The sequence below is a fragment of the Pseudomonas sp. 10-1B genome (assembly GCF_000935045.1).
In the GTDB taxonomy this organism is placed as follows: domain Bacteria; phylum Pseudomonadota; class Gammaproteobacteria; order Pseudomonadales; family Pseudomonadaceae; genus Aquipseudomonas.
In genome coordinates this window covers 133,301-152,946 of the sequence record NZ_JYKS01000011.1, presented here as the reverse complement: position 1 = coordinate 152,946, position 19,646 = coordinate 133,301, and the positions used below count along the sequence as shown (strand labels likewise).

The window sequence follows — 19,646 nt, the reverse complement described above, 5'->3', positions numbered from 1 at the left end:
CCTGTGCACCCGATAACAATAAGAGGAGGGCGCATCATGCCCGTCAATGAAGAACACCAGATGCTCCGGGAATCGATACGGCGCATGGTTGAAAGGGACGTCGCACCCCTGGTGCCGTCCATGGAGGGCACCGATCGCTTTCCTGATGAGCTGGTCACGATCTTTGGTGACATGGGGTTGCTGCAGTTGTGGCTGCCCGAGGAATACGGCGGTCCGGGAGGCGATCTGACCACGGTCTGCATTGCCAAGGAAGAAATTGCCAAGGTATCCCTGGCAGCCGCCACGTTGTGCGGCAATAACTCGATCTCCTTCGTGCTGCCGATCCTGCATTATGGCACCGAAGAACAGAAACAGCGCTGGTTGCCGTTGGCTGCCGAGGGGCGCTTGGTCTCGGCGATCGGCATTACCGAGCCGCAGACCGGCTCCGACGTCTCGTCACTGCGCACCCGTGCCGTACGTGACGGCGACAGCTATGTCATCAATGGTCAGAAAAGCTGGATCACATGGGGCGGCAACGCTCACTTTCTATTGCTGTTCGCCCGCACCAGCGACGCGCCGGGCTCGGACGGCATCAGCGCGTTCATGGTCGACACCAGAACGCCCGGATTCGTCGTCGGGCGCCAGGAACACAAGATGGGCCGACATGGCTCCCCGAGCCATGAGTTGTTCTTCGAAAACATGCGAGTGCCAGCAGACTGCCTGCTAGGGCAGGAAGGGGAGGGTTTCAAGGCCTGCATGAAGGTGCTGGACCTCAACCGCCCGACCATTGCTGCCACCTCTCTGGGGCTGGCGCAGGGCGCGCTGGATGTCGCCATTGCGTACTGCAAGGAGCGTCAGCAGTTCGGCAAGCCAGTGGGGCACTTCCAGGGCATGCAATTCAAACTCGCCGACATGGCGATTCAGATCGAGGCGGCGCGCTCGTTGCTGCGCACGTGCACTGAGGAAATCGACTCGGGCGATCACAGTCGCATGACCATCCTGTCATCGATGACCAAGTGTTTCGTGACCGACATGGCGATGTCGGTGACCACCGAGGCCGTACAGGTGCTGGGGGCCTACGGTTATTCGAAGGAGTTCCCGGTGGAACGCATGATGCGCGATGCCAAGGTCAACCAGATCATTGAAGGCACCAACGAGATTCATCGAATGATCATAGGCCGGCGTCTGCTGGCTTGAACCTGCGCCATGGTGCGTGCCACGCCGGCGAATGGGTGGCCGCTCGACGGCAAATGTGAAATCACAAGGCGCTCGGTCCGCGCATGATGGAGAACAATAAAATGAAAACGCCTGTATTGATTGTTGGCGCCGGTCCCGTTGGTCTGGCATTGGCGGGAGACTTGGGCTTCAGAGGCGCGCAATGCACGCTGATCGAACGTACCGACGGCCAGGTTCAGCAACCGCGGATGGACATGGTAGGCGTGCGCACGATGGAGTTCTGTCGCCGCTGGGGCATTGTGCCCTGGGTCGAAAGCGCCGGGTACAATCGTGATTACCCGCAGGATTGCGCGTGGGTGACGACATTGACCGGCCACGAGTTCGGCCGTGAGGTGTTCGCGCCACCCAGCCAGGAAAAATATCCGCCGCAGAGTCCGCAAAAACGCGAACGCTGCCCGCAGAATTTCTTTGACCCGGTGCTGCGCCGGTTTGCCAGTCAGTACCCTGGTGTCACGATGGCCTATAACACGGAGCTTGTGTCTTTCGTCGAGCACGAGGATGGCGTCACCGCGACGGTGCGTGATGTCCTAAGCGGAGCAACACGCGAAATAGAGGCGCAATTCCTGGTTGGAACGGATGGCGGTGCAAGCTCGGTGCGTCAGGGATTGGGCATACAGATGGCGGGCGAACCGACCCTCACCTACACCACCAACGTGGTGTTTCGCACTGACAATCTCGAAGCGCTGCACGACAAGCCCAAGGCCTACCGATACATTTTTATCGGGCCTGAAGGCACCTGGGCGACGCTGGTCGCCATCAACGGCCGTGACCAGTGGCGCTTCTCGCTGGTGGGCGACGACACCAAAGCAACGCATGACGAAGCGTATATGCGCGCGGCAATCCAGCGCGCGGTCGGGCGCGAATTCGATTTCGAGATCCTCTCGATGCTGCCCTGGATCAGGCGCCAACTGGTCGCCAACAGCTACGCCACCCAACGCGTGTTTCTTGCCGGTGACGCGGCGCATCTGACTTCGCCAACCGGTGGCTTCGGCATGAACACCGGCATTCAGGATGCAGTGAACTTGTCCTGGAAGCTGGCCGGCTACCTGCAGGGTTGGGCCGGGCGCAAGCTGCTCGATTCCTACGAAGCGGAAATGCGTCCTGTGGCGCTGCGCAATGTGGCGGAAGCGACAGGCAACCTCAAGCGCATGCTTTCGCCCAGGGTCAGTTCACCGTCCGCTGCGGTCTTCGAGGACGGTCCTGCCGGCGACGAGGCTCGCAAGGCGTTCGGTGACGCCTATACCGAGCAGATGAAGCGCGAGTGGTTCTCCATCGGGATTCATTTGGGGTATGTGTTCGAAGGCTCGCCCGTGCTGGTGCCTGATGGCACACCCCGTCCGGAAGATACGGTTTCGACCTACGTCCAGACCGCACGGCCTGGGTCACGCGCCCCTCACGTGTGGCTCAAACCGGGCGAGTCGACGCTGGATCTGTTTGGCCAGACGTTCGTACTGCTGCGATTCCAGGGCGGTTCGAGCACCGAACTCCAAGCCGCTGCCGCCGAGCGCAAGGTTCCCTTCAAGGTGGTAGACATAGATGATCCGCAGGCAGCCCAGCTGTATGAGCGCAAGTTCGTACTGGTGCGCCCGGACGGGCAGGTGGCCTGGCGCGCCGATCAGATGCCCGCCGATCCGCTGGCGGTGATCGACACGGTACGCGGTGCCTGACAGAAGCTGACGCGTCATCGCCAAGCCTGGCGATGACGCCTTGGGATAGAGGCCTGATCGAATCAGGCCTCTGTTTCGCTGTTGGTGCGGGTATTGGCCGCTTCGGGCTGCTCCTGAGCCTTGTAATGCTTGCGCAGCGCCGTCAGGTGCTTGTGCATTTCCGCGACCGCCTTTTCTTCATCCCGTGCCCGCATGAACTTGAGGATACGCCGGCGCGAGGCGACGATTTTGGTGTTCTCCGCGTGCACTGGGGCCTTGAGCAGGCTTCTGAAGATCAGATCGTTCAAGGCTTCCATGAGGATGATCAACACCGGGTTTTTCGCCGCTCTGGCAAGAATCATGTGGTATTCCAGATTCAGCGTCAGACGCTTTTTACCGTCGCCGTCTTCCATAGCCTTTTCACTGGCTTCCAGATTGGCCTCCATCTCCGCGTGTTCTGCCTCTGTCGCTCGCTGGCACGCCAGGCGGGTGACTTCCACGCCGATCAGCAGACGAGCCTCGGCCAGGTGTTCAGGGAGAATGAACCCAAGTCGGTAAAGATCCGAAAACCCGGAGACCACCGCGTCGCTCTGACCTTCCCGGACAAAGGCACCACCGGTTGCGCCTTTGCGAAACTCCAGTACACCGGACATCTCCAGCGATCTGAGCGCTTCGCGCACGGTATTGCGCGACAGATTGAACTGCTCGGCCAGATCACGCTCCGGAGGCAGCCGGTCACCTGGCTTGAGGAGGCCTTGAGACAGCTGCTCGCGGATCTGCTCGGCGACCTCTTCGAATGCGCGTTTGGTCTGGATCGGCAGATAAGCCGGGCGGGCGCGTTGCGTGTCTTTGTCCAAAGCTGACTTCCTCGCGTGACGGGGGCTTGGGTCCCCGGTCGTTTTTATATTGGTTAATCCATTGCGATATTAGCCCCATTTTTTCCTGCTGTCTTGACCGGATCTCGGCACCCCGGTCGGGAGTGAGAGGTGCGTGATTATGAAAAGGCGCTTGACAACGCCGTCCTTGTGGCACTAATTTTATTTCAAAGGTTCAACCAATGATTTTTTGGGTTCGTAACCGTTGTACGTTATCGGCCTCAGCACAATAAAAAGAGGGATGCCATGAGTACGTTTGCGACGCCGACCTGTAGCGGCGATTCTCCAAACCTGATCAGCAGGCCGCTTGAAGGGCTGCTGATCGTCGAGACCTCCAGCTTCCTCACCGGGCCATTCGCCTCGATGATGCTGGCCGATCTGGGGGCTGACGTGATCAAAGTCGAGCCGCCAGGAGGTGACGGATTTCGCCGCTTCGGTCATTCCCGCGCAGGCTTCGGCGCGTCCTGGACCAACGCCAACCGGGGCAAGCGCAGTGTGGTGATCGACCTGAAATCCTCCGAGGGGCTCGCACAGTTCAAGCGCCTGCTGAAAAAAGCCGACGTGTTGATCGAAAACTGGCGTCCACGCGTGGCATCGACGCTGGGTCTGGGGCAGGAAGTGCTCACAGCGCTCAATCCACGTCTGATTCGTCTATCGATCACCGGGTTCGGTGACACCGGCCCACTGGCCGAGGCTCCTGCTTTCGACTCGCTGATCCAAGGACGTACCGGAATCGCGCTGGCGGAAGGACGCAACGCCGGAGCGCCTGCCGTAACGCCCTACAACATGGTCGACAAGGTCACCGGTGTTTTCGGCAGCCAGGCGGTCATGGCTGCGCTGTACGAACGGGAAAAGACCGGCATGGGAGGGCACGTGAAGCTGCCGATGCTGGACGTAATGGGCTATTTCAACTTCCCCGACATGTTCCAGCACCGCACGTTCGATGGCGATACCAGCGGCTGGAAGCCCCCTCAATCGCAGGTGCTGGAGACGGCCGATGGCCATTTGGTGATTTCTCCGGCTAACGGCGCGCAAATGTCCAAGACCCTGAGTGCGATTGAGCGCCCGCAGTGGAAGGACGAATTCAAGCAAATGACTGACCCGGTCTTGATGGCCGAGGAGTTCTTCCGGCGAGTTGGAGCGGTGGTCAAGTTACAGAAAACCGGCTTCTGGCTGCAGCGTTTTGCCGAGATGGACGTGCCCGCCGCGCCTGTGTTCGACTTGGATCAGTTTCTTGCCGATGAACAGGTCATCAACAACCAGGTGCACAGCCTGATCGATTCACCGGTGGGTCCCATTCGTGCTGCCCGTTATCCCGCCAGCTTTGACGGACGGCTGATGACCCCACGCTCCGGACCTCCATCCGTGGGCGAGCACGACGCCGAGGTTCAGGCGCTCGCAGACGCAACGACGAAGGTCGCGTCATGAACGCCTTCGTGCGAGCCGCCGTTGCTCACGGGCAACGTGGCGAGGTAATCGTGGAAGCAGTGCGCCTCAAGCCTCTGGGCCCGAACGACGTACTGGTTCAGATGAAAGCCGCCGGTATCTGTCATTCCGACATGAGTTTCATCAACGGCGAACGATCCGGTGCGACTTACCCGCTGGTTCTCGGGCATGAAGGCGCCGGCGTGGTGCTTGAATGCGGCCCCCAGGTCACCAGCGTAGTGCCGGGCGATCACGTCATACCGCTGGGAATCCCCGAGTGTGGCGTGTGCCAGGCCTGCATCGGCGGAAAGACCAATCTGTGTGACGAGTACTTTCGCGACAGCGGCAGTCGGCCTTTTCTGCTGGGTGATCAGGCGATACGAGGGTTCTGCGATCTGGGGACTTTCGCTGAGGCAATCGTGGTCAGGGACATTCAGGTTGCGCGTATCGACAGTGCTGCGCCACTTGACGTGATCTGCTGCCTGGGTTGCGCAGGCGCTACCGGTCTCGGGGCGGCACTGTTCACTGCCAAGGTCGAGGCAGGTGCGAGTGTGGTCGTGTTCGGGCTTGGTGGTATCGGCATGAACGCCGTGCAGGGTGCCCGGCTTGCAGGTGCCTCGGTGATCATCGGTGTCGATACCAACCCTTCCCGCGAGACGGCCGCTCGAGCTGCCGGGGCTACTCATTTCGTCGACCCGGCGGGTGTCGAGAACCTGCTTGATCACCTGCGTGAACTTACCGGCGGCGGGGCCGATTATAGCTTCGAATGCGTAGGGAATCAGCGTGTGCTTTCAGACGCCGTCGAGTGCACGCGCCGGGGCTGGGGCGTGACGGTAATGGTGGGCGTGTTGCCGGGCAGTCAGCAGATCGAACTGCGTCCCCGGGCCATTCTGGAAGGACGCCGACTGATGGGCTCCTATCTGGGCAATATCAAGACCCGTACCCAACTGCCGCGGCTGGTCGACCGCTTTCTGGAAGGGGATCTTGGCTTCGATTCGCTGATTTCCCATCGCATCGCGCTGCAAGACATCAATGAAGGATTCGCTCGGCTGGCCGATGGCTCGGCGCTGCGCACGGTCGTTCATTTCGATTCTGTCATGCCTTGATTACAACACGGTACGCACCGTGACCAAGGCCTGCCTCATAACAATAAGGAGTCATTCGATGAGCCACGATCACAGCAACGCGCCAGCCTTTCCCATGAAACGCTGCCCGTTTTCTCCGCCGCCGGAGTATGCGCAGATTCGCGCCGAAGCACCGGTGTCGAAAGTGACCATGCCAGATGGTACGCAAGCCTGGTTGCTGACCCGTTACGACGACGTCAAGGCGGTACTGGGTGACAACCGTTTTTCCACCGACCCCGCGCGCGACGGCTATCCGTTCATCTCGCCGGCCCGGGCTTCGCTGCTCAAGTATGAAAAGCCTGCGACGCTGATTCGCCTCGACCCACCGGAACACACACGCCAGCGGCGCATGCTGACCAAAGAGTTCATGATCACTCAGGTCGAAGCGATGCGTCCCTTCATTCAGGAAACCGTCGACACCCTGCTTGACGAGATGATCGCCAAGGGAAACAGCTGTGATTTTGCCGAGGAATTCGCGCTGGCCTTGCCCACCGCAGTGATCGCCAATCTTCTTGGTGTGCCCTACGAGGACCGCGAGTTCTTCCAGGAGCGGGCCCAGGCCAAGCTGGATCTGACTGCCGATCCGTCGGTACCGCTCAAGGCCGGCGAGGAAATGCGCGCTTACCTGGACAAGCTGATCACCCGCAAGATGCAGAACCCGGGGAACCGCAGCGATCTGATCAGCCGCCTGATCGGCAATCAACTGGTACCCGGGCATCTGTCTCGTGAAGAGACGCTGGCCACCATCGAGCTGTTGCTGATGGGCGGGCACGAGACCACGGCCAACATGATTGCCCTGGGAACGCTCTCGTTGTTGATGAATCCGGACCAGAAACAAGCGCTGATCAACGATCCGTCACTGGTCAAGAACGCCATTGAAGAGATGCTGCGCTTCCACACCATCGTCCATTACAACGGCCCTCGCGTGGCGATGGAGGATGTGGAAATTGCCGGACACCTGATCCGCAAGGGCGAGGGCGTGATGGCGATGATCAGCGCGGCGAACCGCGACCCTGAGAAATTCCCCGACCCGGACACCTTCAACATTCATCGCGAGGCATTGCATCACGTTGCGTTCAGCTACGGCGTCCACCAATGCCTGGGCCAGCAATTGGCGCGGCTCGAACTGAGCATTGTCTTCACCACGCTGTTCAAGCGTCTGCCTGGCCTTGCACTGGCCGTACCGGTGAGCGAGCTGAAATTCAACAGTGATGCCTTCGTCTACGGCATCAAATCCCTTCCGTTGAAGTGGGAGCCAGAAATGCAGAAGTTCTTCAGTGTCGACTATTCCCGGTGCGTGGGCGGCGGTCTGTGTGTCATGGCGGCGCCCAAGGTGTTCGCGCAAAACGAAGATGACGGCCTGGTCATCATTCTTGATGAAAACCCTCCCGCCGAAGAGCACGACAACATTCGCGAGGCAGCCCGGCTGTGTCCCGCCCTGTGCATTCATGTCGACAAATAAAAGATGTACGAGGCGTGGGAGGCAGTGACATGACAGACGACGCAATTGTGGTGGTCGGCACCGGACAGGCCGCGTTTCAACTGGCCGGTTTTCTGCGCGACGAAGGTTACACCGGGCGCATTCGGCTGCTGGGCGACGAGCCCCATCTGCCGTATCAGCGGCCGCCTTTGTCCAAGGCGTTCATGAATGGCGATTGCGAAATCGACAGCCTGTTTTTTCAGACGCAACAGCACTTTCTCAAACGTGATATCGAACTTCACCTTGGCGCGAAAGTGACCCGTATCGATCGCAAAGCCAGGCAGGTAGAGACGGCGACCGGTATGCAAGTGCCCTACGCGCATCTGGTCCTGGCCACTGGCGCGCGCAACAGGACCTTGCCGGGGTTGGCGGCTGCCTATCCGTGGCTGGTCAACCTGCGCGGTCTGGACGATGCGGCACAGATGCGCGAGGGTTTGAGCCGGGCCCGAGAGGTCATCGTGATCGGCGCGGGCTTTCTGGGGCTGGAGTTCGCGGCGGTCGCAGCAAAGAAAGGTTTGGCCGTGACAGTGATCGAGGCCGGACAGACGTTGATGGGCAGGGCAGTCAGTGCGCCGGTGGCAGATGCATTTCGGCGCCACCACGAGGCTCTGGGTGTTCAGTTCAGGCTGGGAGTGACGGTGGCCGAACTGGGCGAGTCCACGCCCGGACGCTGTCGGATGGTGACCAGCACCGGCGAAGTGATCGATGCCGATCTGCTGGTCAGCAGTATCGGCGTCGTACCCAACGTCGAACTGGCCGATCAGGCGGGACTGCGCTGTGAAAACGGAGTGGTGGTCGATGCGTACCTGAGAACCGAAGATCCGGCGATCTGGGCGATTGGCGACTGCGCTGCGTTCGAGTCGCGATTCTCATCAGGCCTGTGCCGGATCGAGTCGGTGCAGAACGCCATGGATCAGGCGCGCTGCCTGGCGCGCACCTTGACCGGCAATCGTGTGCCATACGACGCGGCGCCGTGGTTCTGGAGTGACCAAGGTGGCCTGAAACTGCAGATCGTCGGCCTGTCCCAAGGCGCTGATCAGTGCGTGATTCGCGGTGATGCACACACCCAGAGTTTCTCTGCCTGCCTGTTTCGAGACGGGAAACTACTGGCCATCGAGTCGGTCGCCCGTCCGGTCGACCATATGGCCGGACGCCGGTTGATCACGGCGGGAGTTCTGGTTCAACCCGGCCAGGTTCAGGACCTGGACATCGAACTCAAGAGCTTGCTTCCAGTCACTGAGCCCCGCCCGGCACCGGCGCTATAAAGCACGCATAACCTGCCAACAACAATAAGGAATGTAGCCATGTCCACCCTGCATCCGCGATTGGGCCAGACGGCGGCTCGATTCATTCAGCGTGAACACCTCTTACTGATCGACGGTCAGTGGGTCGCCCCCCGTGCAGGCGGACGATTCGAGGTAGAAGATCCCGCGACAGGACTTTTGATTGCTCAAGTGGCTGAAGGTCAGGCTGTCGATATCGATTTGGCTGTTGCTGCCGCGCGGCGCGCATTCGAAAGCGGTGAATGGTCTCGCTGCAAGCCAGCAGACCGCACACGGCTGTTATTGCGTCTGGCCGATCTGATCGAGGCCAATGGCGATGAGCTGGCCCAGCTTGAAGTGATGGATAACGGCAAGCCGCTGGCATTTGCCCGGCGTGGCATTGCCGGCACCGCCGAGATGGTCCGCTACATGGCGGGCTGGGCCACCAAGTTGACGGGGGAAGCTGTACCGCTTTCGATACCGGGTCAGTGGCATGCGTACACCGTACGCGAGGCAGTCGGTGTTGTCGGGCAGATCATTCCGTGGAATTTCCCGTTGTCGATGGCCATCTGGAAGCTGGCACCGGCGCTGGCTGCCGGTTGCACAGTGGTACTCAAGCCGGCCGAGCAGACCCCACTCAACGCACTGCGGCTCGGAGAGTTGATACTCGAAGCCGGTTTTCCGCCGGGCGTCGTCAATATCATTACCGGCTACGGCGCGGATGCGGGGGCGGCACTCGCCGCGCATCCTGGTGTAGACAAGGTCGCGTTCACCGGGTCGACCACAACCGGCAAACGCATTGTTCAGTCGGCGCTCGGCAATCTGAAGAAGGTCACCCTGGAGCTTGGCGGTAAATCGCCAGTCTTCATCTTTCCCGATGCCGATCTGAGCGCCGCGATACCGGGGGCTGCCAACGCGATTTTCTTCAATAGCGGTCAGGTCTGTTCAGCCGGCTCGAGGCTGTATGTGCACCGGAAAATCTACGAGCGAGTGGTCGCGGATATCGCCGCCTACGGCGACCGTCTGCAGCTCGGGCATGGCATGGAGGCAGGCAACGACCTGGGGCCGTTGATCTCGAAGGTACAGATGGAGCGCGTACAGCGGTACATAGACAGCGGGCGCGAAAGCGGCGCTACGCTGGCTTCGGCACCCCGTCAGCTGAGCGAACAGGGCTATTTCGTGCCTCCCACGGTGCTGGCCGATACCGACGCGCGAATGAATGTGGTCCAGGAGGAAATCTTCGGGCCGGTGCTGTGTGCGATGCCATTCGACGATGATGACCTGTCGGCCATTGCCGGCCTGGCCAATGACACCGAATACGGCCTGTTTGCCGGCATCTGGACGCAGGATATCGGTAAGGCGCACAGGCTGGCAGCGCGCATCCGCGCAGGCTCGGTTTCGGTGAATGCACACATGGTCAACGATCCTGCGCTGCCCTTCGGTGGCTTCAAGCAGTCGGGCTGGGGGCGTGAGCGCGGCCGCGAGGCGCTGGAGCTCTACACGGAGCTCAAGAGCGTCGCCATCAACCTTGGGCAGGCGTGACGATGAACAGTGAACGAGGAAGCGCGACGGTGTACGACTACATCATTGTCGGCGGTGGCTCGGCGGGCTCTGTCCTGGCTCATCGTCTTTCCACTAATCCGCACATTCGGGTACTGCTGTGCGAAGCGGGTATCGACACCCCTGAAGGGCAGGTGCCTGCTGCCATTCTGGACAGCTACCCGGGAACGGCGTACCTCAATCCCGGCTTCCTGTGGAATAGGCTGCGGGTGACCACACAGCGCGTTCGCGACGGCGTTTCAAGCGCGCTGCGCAAGTACGAACAAGCGCGGATCATGGGCGGCGGCTCTTCGATCAATGGCCAGTTCTTCAACCGCGGTGCCCCCGCCGATTACGACGAGTGGCAGGCCCGGGGTGCGGAGGGTTGGGGTTGGGACCAGGTGTTGCCCTATTTCAGAAAAGTCGAACGTGATCTGGATTTCGACGGCCCCTTGCATGGCAAGGAAGGGCGGATACCGGTTCGTCGCATCTTTCCAGAACACTGGCCGGGGCATCCGCTCGCGCTGGCGGATGCGCTGAAGCAGGCCGGCTACAAGTATTTGCCCGACCAGAATGGCGTGTTCGAGGATGGCTATTTCCCCATCGCCATTTCCAATGAAAACGAGCAGCGGGTGTCGGCCGCCATGGGCTATCTGGACGCCGAGACGCGACAGCGACCGAATCTTTCGATTCGCGCCAATACCCAGGTGAGCCGATTGCTGTTCGATGGTACACGCTGTTGCGGTGTCGAAATCCGCCACGATGGCCATTGCACCCGGCTGTTGGGGCGCGAGATGATCGTCAGTGCCGGTGCCATTCATTCTCCCGCCCTGCTGATGCGCTCAGGAGTCGGACCGGCCGAGCACCTTCGGACCCATGGCATACCCCTGGTGGCCAATGTGCCGGGGGTTGGGCAGCACCTGATGGAGCACCCGGCGATCGCGCTGGCGTCCTTCATCGCCAAACCGGCGCGGATCAATCAGTACACCCGGCGCCACATCATGCTGGGCTGGCGATATTCGTCGGGGATGCATGACGCCCCGGCAGGCGACATGTTCGTGGCCGGGGTCAGCAAGACGTCCTGGCACGCGGTGGGCGAGCGGGTCGGTACGATGCTGATGTACGTCAACAAGCCGTATTCAGCGGCAGGACAGGTAACCCTGGAGTCCGCCGACTGGCAGGCATCCCCGAAAGTCGAATTGAATCTGCTGGCCGATGAGCGCGATATGGACCGGCTGGTCGATGGCTTCCAGCGCATGGCTTCGATACAGGCCAGCGAGGCGATGGCCAGGGCAACCTCTGAACCGTTTCCCGCCAGTTATAGCGAAAAGGTTCGCCAGGTCGGCATGCTCAGCACCCGCAACCGAATCATTACCCGAGTCCTGGCCGGCTTGCTGGACGGGCCGACGACACTGCGCAAATACCTGATGAGTAAGGTCGTTGCCGGAGGCCCGCCGCTATCTGCGGTGCTGGCGGACGAGCAATTGCTGCGCCAGTTCATCGACAAGGCCTGCGTGGGTGTCTGGCATCCCGGATGTACGTGTCGAATGGGCCGGGCCGACGACGCGCTGGCGGTCACCGATCCGGCAGGGCGCGTTCGCGGAGTCGAGCGATTGCGGGTAGTGGATGCATCGATCTTTCCGACGTTACCCAGCGGCAATATAAATTTTCCGACCATGATGGTCGCCGAACGCATCGCGGATCTGATCCTTGCCAGCCACGTGTCATCGGCCAGCGATAGCGCAAATCGCAGCACCCTAGATGATGCGGACGTTTCGACCGATCTCTTCCCGATTCTGTAAAAAATCCCTCAGCCTCATGAATTGTCGCTTGACAAGCACTGTGGCATGTTTGAGTCTGTTTTCAATGGTTCATCCAATGAGCCAATTATAAAAATATCGAGCGCCCAGGAGAGACAACGTTATGGCAGGTGCATTGGAAGGGCTGAAAGTTCTGGATTTCACGCAAATGATGAATGGTCCGTTCGGGACCATGCTGCTGGCAGATTTCGGTGCTGATGTGATCAAGGTAGAACCTCCGGAAGGCGACACCATGCGCAAGACCGGGGAAACCTTCCTTGGCGAAGATGCGGTGTATTTTCTTACCCTCAATCGCAACAAGCGCAGCGTCGTCATCGATCTGACCACCGCCGAGGGGCAGTCGGTGGCGCACCAGTTGGCTGCGAAGGTCGATATTGTCGTTGAGAACTTCCGCCCCGGCGTGGCGAAGAAACTGGGCATCGACTACGAAACACTCAAACCGCTGAACCCGCGCATGATCTATTGCTCCACCTCGGCCTTTGGCAGAGAAGGTCCTGATGCCAAACGCCCCGGCATGGACCCGGTGGTACAGGCCATGAGCGGCATCATGCAGCTGACTGGCGACGATCAGACCGGGCCGCTGAAAACGGGCATGCCTTACAGCGACCTGATTACGCCGTTGCTGTCGACCATCGGTGTGATGGCGGCGCTTGAGTCCCGCCACAAGACCGGTAAAGGGCAACTGGTTGATCTGTCGATGCTGGACGCGACGATTTTCAGCATGATTCCCCGGGACGCGTATTACTTCAGCACCGGTGAAACACCGGGACGGATCGGCAACGCTCATTGGCAGATCGTGCCCTATAACACCTACAAGACCTCCGATGATCGCTTCATCATGATCATCGCCCATACCGACAAGTTCTGGCGCACGCTGGCTGTAGCCCTGGAAGCGCCGGAGCTGGTAGCCGATCAGCGCCTGGCCACCAAGGAGGGCAGGCTGGCGCACCGCGAGATCGTCGACCAGGGCGTGGCTCGGGCATTCGCCAGACGGCCTATGGCCTATTGGGATGCAAAGCTGCTCGAGGCTGGCGTGATGTATTCGCCGGTACTCACGTTCCCTGAAGTGTTTGAAAGCCCGCGGGTACAGCGTGACCTGGTGGTCGAAGTCGATCACCCGCTCTCGGGCAAATTCAAGCTCATCACCAATCCGATCAAGCTCTCCGATACGCCGCCCGGCACCCGGACCCCACCGCCGGTGCTGGGCCAGCACACCGAGGAAGTATTCGTCGAATTCGAAATCGTACGGCCCACCGCCCCCAGTGTGGCAGGCTGAGGTTCGCGACATGAATCAGGCAGAACAGTTGTCATTGCAAACTGGCGCCAGCCTGCAGAACGAGCGCCTGCTGGAGTATTACCGTCAAGGCTATTGGCGGACAGGTGACTTGTGGACGTGCGTGAGCGAGGTGGCCGATCGTCACGGGAACAAGGTTGCGCTTATCGAACAGGAGCGCACACTGACCTTTGTCCAGATGCGGGACCAGGCTGCGCGACTGGCCGCAGGCATACGCGGGCAGGGCGTGCGGGCGGGGGATCTGGTGCTGATCCATGGGCGCAACAGTATCGAGGCCACGTTGAGCATGCTGGCCTGTGCCTGCCTCGGCGCGGTCATGGTGCCCGTGCCACCGATGTTTTCTGCCACACAGATCGCGGCGATCTGTGGCAATGCGAATGCCCGAATGATGATCGCCCTGGGCGAACCCAGAGAAATCGCCCAGTGTGTAGAAGGCGTTCGCTCGGCATCGACCCGTACCGCTATCGTTGTGCCGCACGACAGCGTGCAGGGCAGTGAAGCCGTCAGTTGGTCGCAGCTTGCCGGGAGCGACGCTGTCTGGCGGCATTCGCCCGTCGATTCCGCGGCGCTGGCACTTCTGGTGTACTCGTCCGGAACCACCGGTACGCCCAAGGGCGTCATGCACTCGGCCAACACCTTGCGCTTTGCCATTGAACAGCGCGCCAGGGCGCAGCAGGTTAGCAACGATGATGTGTGTCTGGTGGCTGCGCAGTTCGGATTCGTCGGTAGCGCCGTATTCGGTATGCTGGCGTGCGGGGTGCTGGGTGTGACCACTGTGCTGATGCGTAGCTGGAACGGTGACGAGGCCCTGCAGTTGATCGCGCGGCATCGCATCTCTTACGGGCTGTTGATGCCGACTCACGTTCATGATCTGTTGCATTCGCCGTTGCTGGATCATCTCGATCTGACGTCATTCAAACATTGTGCGATGAGCGGCCTGTCGCCAGATCAGCGCATGGCCGTTCGTGACCGGCTTTGCCCCATGCCGTTTGCAGCCTATGGCATGTCCGAATGCCTTGGCCTGGCCAGTTCACGACCGTCAGACGACCTGGCAAGCCAGCTTGAGTCCGATGGCGCGCCGCTGCCGGGTAACGAGGTGCGAATCGTCGACGCCCAGGGGGCTGACGTGATGGCAGGGCAGGTGGGTGAAATTCTGGTCCGAGGTCCCTGCTGCTTTCTGGGCTATTACGGCAACCCTTCGCTGACCGCCAGGTGCCTGGATCGGGACGGCTGGCTGCGCACAGGCGATTTGGGCCGGCTCACCGCTCTGGGGCAAGTGGTTTACGTCGCTCGGGAAAAGGACGTGATTCGCCGCGGTGGCGTCAATATCTACCCTGGCGACACCGAGGCAGTGCTGGCCACCCATCCGCGCATCGAACATGTAGTACTGGTCGGCTATCCCGATGAGCGCCTCGGTGAACGGGCCTGTGCCTGTGTGATCACTCGCGACGGCGCAACGATCAGTCTTGAGGAACTGTGCCACTGGCTCGAGCGTCGAGGCGTCGCGCGTTATGCGTGGCCGGAGCGCGCAGCGGTCTTCGAGCAGTTTCCGCGCAGCGCCTCGCTCAAGGTGCAGAAGAACGTGTTGGTGCAATGGCTTGAGGAGCAGTCGCGATGAGCACTGAACCTTTTGCATGTGCCGCTCCATCGCGTGATCGGTCCAACGGTCGCGCTCAGTACCTAGCGGCGCCGACTGGTCTGAGCCCAGAAAAAAACAACGAATAGTGCCGCTCGGGGCCTTGAATCATTCGTGGGTCTTTTTATAATGGTTCAACCTTTTACAAATTAATAAAAGGACAACAATAATGAGTGCACCTGCAACCGGATCCACCGCGCAACCATCGATGGTGGATGGCCAGGCTCGTCAGGCCTTGAAAGAAGATCTGGCACGTTTCGACTGCCGAGTTCACCAGCCGGACGACCCGCCTCTGTTTACCCGTGAACCCTGTTCGACGATGCAGACCGTGCATTGGCGCTGGAAAGATCTGGAACCCCTGCTCGAACGGGTCGGGCAGGCCATTGCCATCGGCTCCGGCGGACAGCGCCGAACCCTGCGCCTGGCCAATCCCGGACTGCCGTTCGGCACAACCCACACCTTCTGGGCGTCGATCCAGTACATCCTGCCGGGCGAAGTGGCCGAGGCCCACCGACACACCGCCAGTGCCTTTCGCTTCATTTTGAAGGGATCAGGCTGCACGACTACCGTCGGCGGCGAAATGTATTCGATGCATGAAGGTGACCTGGTGTTGACGCCGGCCATGGCCTGGCACGATCACGTGCACCATGGTGATGAGCCGATGATCTGGCTCGACGTTCTGGACATCAGCCTTGCCCGCTCGCTGCATGCCACCTTTTTCGAGCCGTACGACCAGCAGATGCAGCCGGTGGACGCTGTGCCTGAGCACTCGTGGCGCGCCTTCGGCAGCGGCATCATGCGCAGCCCGCGTGCGCAGCATCCGACCTCGGTCAATCCATTGCTGGTGTACCCAAGGCAGCAGGCTGAGCGCGCCCTGAGCATGGCCGAAGGTCTACAGCCTGATCCCTATGAGGATGTCGTGCTCGAGTACCAGGATCCGGTAAACGGCGGATCAGCGATGAAAACCCTGGGGATGAGCTTGCTCAAGCTTCGTCCTGGTTTTCAGGGCAGTCGGCGGCGGCATACCGGCAGCAAGCTGTACTGCGTGCTTCATGGTGAGGGCTCGACCATTGTCAACGGCCAGCAGTACGACTGGGCAGCCGGAGACTTTCTGGCAATCGCGCCGTGGTCCTGGCATCAACACATCAATCAGGGAGCCGAGGAAGCGTTGCTGTTCGAGGTCGACGACACGCCGACGATGAAGGCGCTCGGGTTTTATCGAGAGGAAGGGCTGGTGCAGGGCGACGGCCATCAAATCATGGGAGCGGAACAATGAAACTGGCAGTGTTCGATGAGTATCGAGTGGGTGTCGTGGTCGAAGATCAGATATTCGACATCACGACAGTGGTGCCTGACGCGCTCAGCGCCATGCCGCAGCAGCGCATGAACTGGTTGATCGGTCACTGGCAAGACGTGCAGCAGCAGGTTAGGGCAATGCTGCCGGATATTGCGCCAAAACTGCTGTCTGCGGTTAGTTTGCTGCCTCCCAGCCCCTGTCCCTCTCACGTGTTCGCGGCTCCCGCCAACTACCGCAAGCATGTGGGGGAGCTTGGAATGCGTTCAGTCAGTAAAGGGCGTACCGCGCGTGAACAAGGCTTCTTTCTCAAGGCGCCCGGTTCGCTGGTCGGAGCAGGGAACAGCATCATTCTGCCTTACGGCTCCGAGCGCCGCTTCGATCATGAATCCGAGCTGGCGGTGATTATCGGCAGGCAGGCACGCAACGTACCCCGGGCAGAAGCCATGGACTACGTGTTCGGCTACAGCTGCCTGATCGACGCGACCATGCGCATCGAGCCTGGCGTTGCGGAAGAAGAGCGCTCCATGCGCAAGTCGTTCGCCACGTTCACGCCACTGGGGCCCTATCTGGTAACCGCCGACGAGGTGCCCGCCCCGCAGAATCTGAGCAACCGGCTTTGGGTCAATGACGTTCTCAAACAGGACGCCAATACGCGGGACATGATTGTCGACATCGCGGAACTGATCGAGCTGATTTCTTCGGTGCTGACACTCAATCCCGGGGACGTGATTGCCACCGGTACCCCTGAAGGGGTAGGTCCGTTCGCTCCAGGAGATCGGGTCAGGATTGCTATCGAAATGATCGGTGAAATGGCGCTGGATGTGACTCAGGCACAGAGCCGTTCTCCACGCGCCTATTAACGGCGGACAGGTTCGGCGGCGTTGGTCGTCGGTGCATCAGGAGTCGTCATGTCCCGAATCGAGACCATAAAGGCTCACGCGGTACGCATGATTGCCAGCGACGGATTCGAGGGCATGTCCCTCAGGGCGCTGGCCAATGCCTGCGGCCTGCAGCCCGGGTCGATCTATGCCCACTATCGCAGCAAGCAACAACTGTTGGTCGAGGTGCTGGTGGAATATCTGGAAGACTTGCTGCACGACTGGCGCCTGCAGATCTCGTCACGACGGTCGCCTGTCAGGCAAATGCAGGCGTTCATCGAGGTGTATGTCAGCTTTCAGTCTGCGCGTCGTGATGAGCAGCGGATTCTGCAGTGGGATCGGCGCTCCCTTGAACCGGATGCCCGCCGGCAAGTGGATTCGCTGATGGATGACTACAGGGATGAACTGGTGCTCATTCTGCGTGCAGGGCATGAGAGGGGGTTGTTGTTTGTCGAGGATGTGGTCACCAGTGCCCGATTGTTCATCGGGTTGATGGTGGGTATGAGCGTACAGGCAGAACTGGACGGGGTGAGTTCCGGGCATCTGACAGTTTTGCTGTGGCGTTGCGTTCAGGGCATGACCGGCGTTGCCTCTGTAGGGCATCCCGAGTCCGTCCGCAGCGTCACTGTCTAGGGCAATACCGCGAATGTTGTTGTATCGCGTGCAAGGCTTTTCCTAACAACAATAAGAGTGAATAAGCACATGCAAAAGATCAACGTTCCCCAGGCCCTGCGCGCGTGCCGTGCGACGGGTTGGCAAGTGTGTGGCCTGCTGCTCGGCGTCTGCGCCAGTGGTGTGAGCATGGCGAGTCAAGCCGACTCGGCAGGGTTTATCGAAGACAGCCATCTGGATCTGCTCAACCGCAACTTCTATTTCTATCGCGACATGCGTAACGGCGCCCGCAACAATCTGGGCGCCAACTCGCGTAAGCCGGTGTCCGAGCGTAACGGATATCGATCCGAGTGGGCGCAAGGCTTGATGTCTTACTACCGCTCAGGGTTCACTCAGGGCACTGTCGGATTCGGCCTGGACGCGTTCGCCATGGTGGGGGTCAAACTCGACGGTGGCGGGGGCACGACCGGCACCAGCCTCGTGCCCTGGGGAGCTGACGGTCATCCGGAGCGGGAGTTTTCCAAGCTGGGCGGGGCGCTCAAGATGCAAATCTCAAAAACTGTTCTCAAATATGGTGAGCAAGTGCCCAATGTGCCGGTCTTTTCATCGAACCAGTTCCGCTTGCTGCCCAGTACTGCTACAGGTTTCAGCCTGGTCAGTAACGAATTCGACAAACTCACCCTGCAAGCCGGACATTTCACCGCAGCCAGCAGTACCGACTCCAGCCACAACGACGGCGAAATCACTACGGACTACACCGTACTGCCGCCGGCTCGTGCGGTCGATTATGTGGGGGGCAGCTACAAGGTCAATGAACAGCTCAGCTTCATGCTGTATGGCGACCAGCTCAAGGACATCTGGCGACAGTACTACGCCAACGCCACCTATGTGATGCCGTTGACCTCCAATACGGCGTTGTCATTTGCCTTCAATGTGTTCGATACCCACGACTACGGCAAGGCCAGGGGGGGTGAAATCGATAACACGTCCTGGTCGTTCCTGACCGGCTACAGCTTCGGCGCGCACAAGATTTCTGTGGGCTATCAGAAGATTGACGGCGACGAACCGTTCGACTGGGTGGCCTATGAAGGTACGCAAAGCGGTGCGGTTTACCTCACCAACGCCGGTGCGGTGGTGCCTTTCAGCGAGCCCAACGAGCAGTCGTGGCAGCTGCGCTATGACTTGAACATGGCCGCCTATGGCGTGCCGGGCCTGACGTTCATGGCCCGTTATATCCGGGGTGACGGAATGGACAACTCCAACAGCAACAACCCCTTTTACCGGCGAATTGGCAATTATGATCCCGATGCCAAGGACAACAAGGAATGGGAACGCAATATCGACGTCGGCTACGTCGTGCAATCGGGCAAGGCGAAAGACCTGAGCATTCGGGTCAGGCAGTCGACCCATCGTGCGAGCACAGGTACCCGCTGGCCTGATCATGACGAAGTCCGGGTGATCATCGAATATCCGATGAGTATCTTCTGACCACATAACCGGCAGCCTGTCTGCCGCAAACCCGAGGCATGAGCTGGTTCACCGG

Annotated in this window: 15 protein-coding genes; 14 read left to right on the top strand and 1 reads right to left on the bottom strand. The window is 60.3% G+C overall.

What is annotated here, in order from left to right; genetic code table 11:
• The first annotated feature begins 36 nt into the window (after positions 1–36).
• Both TZ03_RS08520 and TZ03_RS08515 read left to right on the top strand, forming a co-directional pair.
• On the top strand, positions 37–1,176 hold the full coding sequence (locus TZ03_RS08520) for an acyl-CoA dehydrogenase family protein (protein ID WP_051097011.1): 1,140 nt from the start codon (positions 37–39) through the stop codon (positions 1,174–1,176).
• 83 nt (positions 1,177–1,259) lie between these two features.
• Positions 1,260–2,882, top strand: coding sequence for an FAD-dependent oxidoreductase (locus TZ03_RS08515; RefSeq protein ID WP_051097009.1), 1,623 nt, complete (start codon positions 1,260–1,262; stop codon positions 2,880–2,882).
• A 62-nt stretch (positions 2,883–2,944) separates the two neighbouring features.
• On the opposite strand, the gene TZ03_RS08510 is transcribed toward TZ03_RS08515, so the two are convergent.
• The gene (locus tag TZ03_RS08510; protein ID WP_051097008.1) at positions 2,945–3,718 is read right to left on the bottom strand and encodes a FadR/GntR family transcriptional regulator; all 774 of its coding nucleotides are present in this window, start codon (positions 3,716–3,718) and stop codon (positions 2,945–2,947) included.
• Positions 3,719–3,982: 264 nt separating this feature from the next.
• Here TZ03_RS08510 and TZ03_RS08505 point away from each other — a divergent pair, with 264 nt between their 5' ends.
• The 12 genes from TZ03_RS08505 to TZ03_RS08450 all read left to right on the top strand — a co-directional run bounded on the left by TZ03_RS08505 (position 3,983) and on the right by TZ03_RS08450 (position 19,591).
• Entirely contained in the window at positions 3,983–5,164 is a 1,182-nt protein-coding gene (locus TZ03_RS08505; protein WP_051097006.1) for a CaiB/BaiF CoA transferase family protein, read from the top strand.
• Positions 5,161–6,267 (top strand): zinc-binding dehydrogenase, encoded by a 1,107-nt coding sequence (locus TZ03_RS08500; protein ID WP_051097005.1) that lies wholly within the window; start codon positions 5,161–5,163, stop codon positions 6,265–6,267. The genes TZ03_RS08505 and TZ03_RS08500 overlap by 4 nt, the downstream gene beginning before the upstream one ends.
• The gene (locus TZ03_RS08495) at positions 6,194–7,747 is read left to right on the top strand and encodes a cytochrome P450 (protein ID WP_152645400.1); all 1,554 of its coding nucleotides are present in this window, start codon (positions 6,194–6,196) and stop codon (positions 7,745–7,747) included. Before TZ03_RS08500 ends, TZ03_RS08495 begins: the two co-directional genes overlap by 74 nt.
• A 29-nt stretch (positions 7,748–7,776) precedes the next feature.
• A complete protein-coding gene (locus TZ03_RS08490; RefSeq protein WP_051097003.1) occupies positions 7,777–9,030 on the top strand; it encodes an NAD(P)/FAD-dependent oxidoreductase in 1,254 nt (417 codons plus the stop codon).
• A gap of 39 nt (positions 9,031–9,069) precedes the next feature.
• The gene (locus TZ03_RS08485; protein ID WP_051097001.1) at positions 9,070–10,569 is read left to right on the top strand and encodes an aldehyde dehydrogenase family protein; all 1,500 of its coding nucleotides are present in this window, start codon (positions 9,070–9,072) and stop codon (positions 10,567–10,569) included.
• A gap of 2 nt (positions 10,570–10,571) precedes the next feature.
• Positions 10,572–12,368 (top strand): GMC family oxidoreductase, encoded by a 1,797-nt coding sequence (locus TZ03_RS08480; RefSeq protein WP_201775713.1) that lies wholly within the window; start codon positions 10,572–10,574, stop codon positions 12,366–12,368.
• 121 nt (positions 12,369–12,489) lie between these two features.
• A complete protein-coding gene (locus TZ03_RS08475) occupies positions 12,490–13,662 on the top strand; it encodes a CaiB/BaiF CoA transferase family protein (RefSeq protein WP_051096999.1) in 1,173 nt (390 codons plus the stop codon).
• Between the two features lie 10 nt (positions 13,663–13,672).
• Positions 13,673–15,298: a class I adenylate-forming enzyme family protein gene (locus TZ03_RS08470; RefSeq protein ID WP_051096997.1), complete on the top strand. Its 1,626-nt coding sequence runs from the start codon at positions 13,673–13,675 to the stop codon at positions 15,296–15,298.
• A gap of 187 nt (positions 15,299–15,485) precedes the next feature.
• Positions 15,486–16,592 carry a cupin domain-containing protein gene (locus TZ03_RS08465; protein ID WP_051096996.1) on the top strand — a complete coding sequence of 369 codons (1,107 nt, stop codon included), beginning with the start codon at positions 15,486–15,488 and terminating at the stop codon, positions 16,590–16,592.
• On the top strand, positions 16,589–17,473 hold the full coding sequence (locus tag TZ03_RS08460; protein WP_051096994.1) for a fumarylacetoacetate hydrolase family protein: 885 nt from the start codon (positions 16,589–16,591) through the stop codon (positions 17,471–17,473). Before TZ03_RS08465 ends, TZ03_RS08460 begins: the two co-directional genes overlap by 4 nt.
• Before the next feature lie 48 nt (positions 17,474–17,521).
• Entirely contained in the window at positions 17,522–18,124 is a 603-nt protein-coding gene (locus TZ03_RS08455; RefSeq protein ID WP_051096992.1) for a TetR/AcrR family transcriptional regulator, read from the top strand.
• Between the two features lie 69 nt (positions 18,125–18,193).
• Positions 18,194–19,591, top strand: coding sequence for an OprD family porin (locus TZ03_RS08450; RefSeq protein WP_053388414.1), 1,398 nt, complete (start codon positions 18,194–18,196; stop codon positions 19,589–19,591).
• Positions 19,592–19,646 lie beyond the last annotated feature (55 nt).